The sequence below is a fragment of the Tissierella pigra genome, from assembly GCF_009695605.1.
Classification (GTDB): domain Bacteria; phylum Bacillota; class Clostridia; order Tissierellales; family Tissierellaceae; genus Tissierella; species Tissierella pigra.
This window is the reverse complement of sequence record NZ_VUNQ01000095.1, coordinates 1-3,483: the sequence shown is the minus strand read 5'-3', so window position 1 is coordinate 3,483 and position 3,483 is coordinate 1. Positions and strand designations below refer to the sequence as shown.

The 3,483-nt window shown below is 31.7% G+C and carries 3 protein-coding genes; all 3 read right to left on the bottom strand.

The genetic code is table 11. The annotated features are described in order from the left end of the window. Positions 1-101: 101 nt before the first annotated feature. Genes FYJ83_RS19305 through FYJ83_RS19295 form a run of 3 tightly spaced genes read right to left on the bottom strand, consistent with a single transcriptional unit; the run spans position 102 to position 3,322 of the window. Positions 102-1,118 carry a site-specific integrase gene (locus FYJ83_RS19305; RefSeq protein ID WP_154443123.1) on the bottom strand — a complete coding sequence of 339 codons (1,017 nt, stop codon included), beginning with the start codon at positions 1,116-1,118 and terminating at the stop codon, positions 102-104. Beyond that, a complete protein-coding gene (locus tag FYJ83_RS19300; RefSeq protein WP_154443122.1) occupies positions 1,105-2,103 on the bottom strand; it encodes a tyrosine-type recombinase/integrase in 999 nt (332 codons plus the stop codon). Before FYJ83_RS19300 ends, FYJ83_RS19305 begins: the two co-directional genes overlap by 14 nt. Continuing rightward, the gene (locus tag FYJ83_RS19295) at positions 2,090-3,322 is read right to left on the bottom strand and encodes a site-specific integrase (protein WP_154443121.1); all 1,233 of its coding nucleotides are present in this window, start codon (positions 3,320-3,322) and stop codon (positions 2,090-2,092) included. Before FYJ83_RS19295 ends, FYJ83_RS19300 begins: the two co-directional genes overlap by 14 nt. Between the last annotated feature and the right edge of the window lie 161 nt (positions 3,323-3,483).

Genomic DNA, 3,483 nt, shown 5'->3' with positions numbered 1-3,483 from the left:
AGATGGCTATGTGCCCAAAAATAATATGGGACGAAGTTATATAGAAATGGTGTAAATCCGCATAATCTTCCATTAACTTCGTCCCATATTTTAAAATAGAATCAAACTAACTTTGCCAATTTTTCCATCAAATCATTATCATCATTCCAATCCGAAAGTGTGGATGCAGTAATTTCAGGATATGCTTTTTCAAGGGCATCTCTTTTTCTCTCTGTATCAAGCTTTGCATAGATTTCCGTTGTTGATATATCAACATGTCCTAATATATCTCTAATATAAATCAGGTCGATTCCTGCCTGATATAAATGCATTGCCTTTGAATGCCTGAAAATGTGTGGAGTAATTTTGAAGTCAGAAAGATGTATTGAGGATTCAATAGCACGATTTTCATATTTTTTAATAATATATGAAATTCCTTTCCTTGTGTATGGAGCATGGTGGCAATTTATGAATAAGGGAATATTTGAATTCTTTGTATCTGTATATCCTAAATCTGATAAATATTGTCTTAGTAGTAAAACAGTATTTTTCATTATTGGAACATGCCTTGTTTTTTCTCCTTTTCCAGTCAATGTGATAATTGAAGGTGCTTCAAGACGAATATCTCTGATTTTAAGGTCACATAGCTCACTAACCCTAGCACCTGTATCATAAAGTACAGTTAATATCACAAGTTCTTTTCTTTCAGATGGAATTGAACGATTTGGAAGAGTTAATAAAGATTTCATTTCTTCTGGTGTCAAATATCCAACCACTGTTTTAGGGGTTCTCTTTTGTGGAATAGCAAGTATCTTCTGGCATAAAAATAAATGCTCAGGTGCTTCGATTTGTAAATATCTAAAAAACGAATTTATCGCAGTTCTTCTATGATTCCTTGATGTTATACTGCAGCCTCGAGATTTCTCTAGCCAATCATAATATTCTTTTATGATCTGTGGTGAGATTTTGGAAAGAGTTAACCTCTCTGGTACAATATCTTTTTCTTCCTTACAAAATGTTAAAAATAACTTGAATGCATCTCGATAACTTTTGATTGTATTTATACTTGCATTTCTTTGACCAGACATATATGTTGTTAAAAAGTTGGTCAAATGATAGGAAAAATCAGAAACCTTCATATTCCTCACCTCCAGAAAACGGAATAATATCTGGGTAATATTTCTCTAAGGTTTCCTCTATCATTGGATATATTTCAGCTGTGATTCTTAGATAATAGGCTGTATATCTAAATAATGTATGCCCCATATATGCCTTTAAATATGGATAGCAAGTGTTTAAATCCTTGCCTTCTAGTACCCAATTTCTAAGACAATGAACAGCAAAAGTATGCCTAAAATCATGAATTCGTATTTGTCCATTCTTTCCACCATGAGAAATTCCTGCATTTATTAAAAATCTACGGAAGTTACCATAAACATTCATATATTTAATGGGATCATCTGTTTTTGATGGAAAGAAGTACTTGTGTGGATTACTACAATGGACTAGCTGATAATAATTTTTGCATCTTTCATGCATATCTTCTGATAGTGGAACAAGTCTTTCGCCATCATTTTTTGATTCCATAATCTTTAGTATGCCATTTTCCAAGTCTACATTATCAGTTAATAAGTTAGTTGCTTCAGAAACTCGAAGACCACAAGAATACAATAATCTAAAAAATACAGGCATTATTAAATGTCTATTTGGATTTTGATGAGTAATATGACATCTATCTGTTGCATTAAAAAACCTAGTAAGCTCATCTGTGCTGTATATATGAGGGGTATATCTTCTTTCTGGGGGTAAGGTTTTGGTTGGGAAAATATATGCTGACATACCTTTATCACATTGGTATTTAGCTAGATGACTTATGGGGGTCATATTTAATCGTAAAGTTTTTGGGGTTAGATATTTATCAACTCCCAACTTATGCCATGCCATTACTATATCCTTAGATAAAACATTTTCATCCCTAAAGTTCTCATAACAAAATTTATCAAAGGATTTTAAAACTATGGAAGGGCTATAGTATATATTTCCTAATCCATGTTTTAGTTTGATAAAAGCTTCGATATCACTTGCAAATCCACTAATAAATGTAAAGTCATTAAAGTTTGCCATCTTGTTTTACCCCCAATTTATTAACATCAAGAGCACAATCTCTAAGCCTATTAATATCAACATTTAAATAGATTGATGTAGAATCTACCGAAGTATGGCCTAATATATCAGAAATATTACTCAAGGCTATATTTTCCTCCATAAGGGTAGTTGCCAAAGAATGTCTAAGGGAATGCATACCATTTCTTTTTTTAGCACTTATGGGAAGTTTTGCTCTTATCATATACTTTTCTATTGTTTTGTAAAGATGATTTCTTTCGGAAAGTTCGGCATAAGGTGGTAAGTGTCTTAAAAACACATGTTGATTATCTACCTTTGGTCTGGCATTTTGAACATAATCAATAATTGCCCAGCCGACATCTCGCAAAAGTGGTAGCGTAAGTGGCTCTCCAGTTTTTGATTGGATAATAACTATTTGATTTTCTTTCCAGTGTAAATTTTCAAATTTTAATTTCTTTACATCACTGCTTCTAAGCCCAAGTCTAGCTACGAGCAAAATCATAGCATAATCCCTCTTCTCATTCGGATTGTTTTGGTCTATTGCAGCTAGTAATTGATTCACTTCATTTTTAGTCCAGAAGGATGGTAGTTTTTGATGGTAGGTTCCCCTTATAGTACCAATGTATTGTGATAAATCTTCCTTTATTATATTTTCTAGATATAAGTAGCGTAAAAATAGTCTTAATGAGCCTGTTTTATGCTTTATGGTAGCTTTTTTGAATTCTGAAAGTGTTTCAATATATTTAAACATAATTTCTGCAGACCACTCATCTATACATAAATACTCATTTTCCTCTAAAAATTGTATAAATCCTACAACATTTTTTAGATATCCTTCAATGGTACGGGAAGAATATTCTCCCTCTGCCAGATGTTTTCCATAATCATTTAAGATTTCAATATATTGGGGATTGTTTGATTTGGTTATAGGGGTGTAGCATCTTAAGGGAATTTCACCATAATTATTGTAGTGGTCTAAAATAAAGATAGCTCTTTTAATAAAGTTTTTACTGTGTTTTCTTAAATCTGTTTTGCTGGATCTAATTTCAAGATATTCCATCGCAATTTTAGTATTGAATTCATAAATGTTTTGACTTTCAAAATACCTAATCATGCCATTCCAGAAATATCTGAAATTGTCCCTTGTTAATTTACTGTAACCAGAAGCCTCAAGTTCATTTAAGACTTCATCAGTTAGTTCATCTAATTTCTTTTTCATAAAAAACCTCCAAAATATTTAGTGGCTTTAAAAAGCCCTAATTATATTTTAAAGGAAATGGATAGATTTATAAAAATAATATGTACCTATATTTTATGGAATGTACGTATTTACACCATTTCTATATAACTTCGTCCCATATTATTTTTGGGCACATAGCC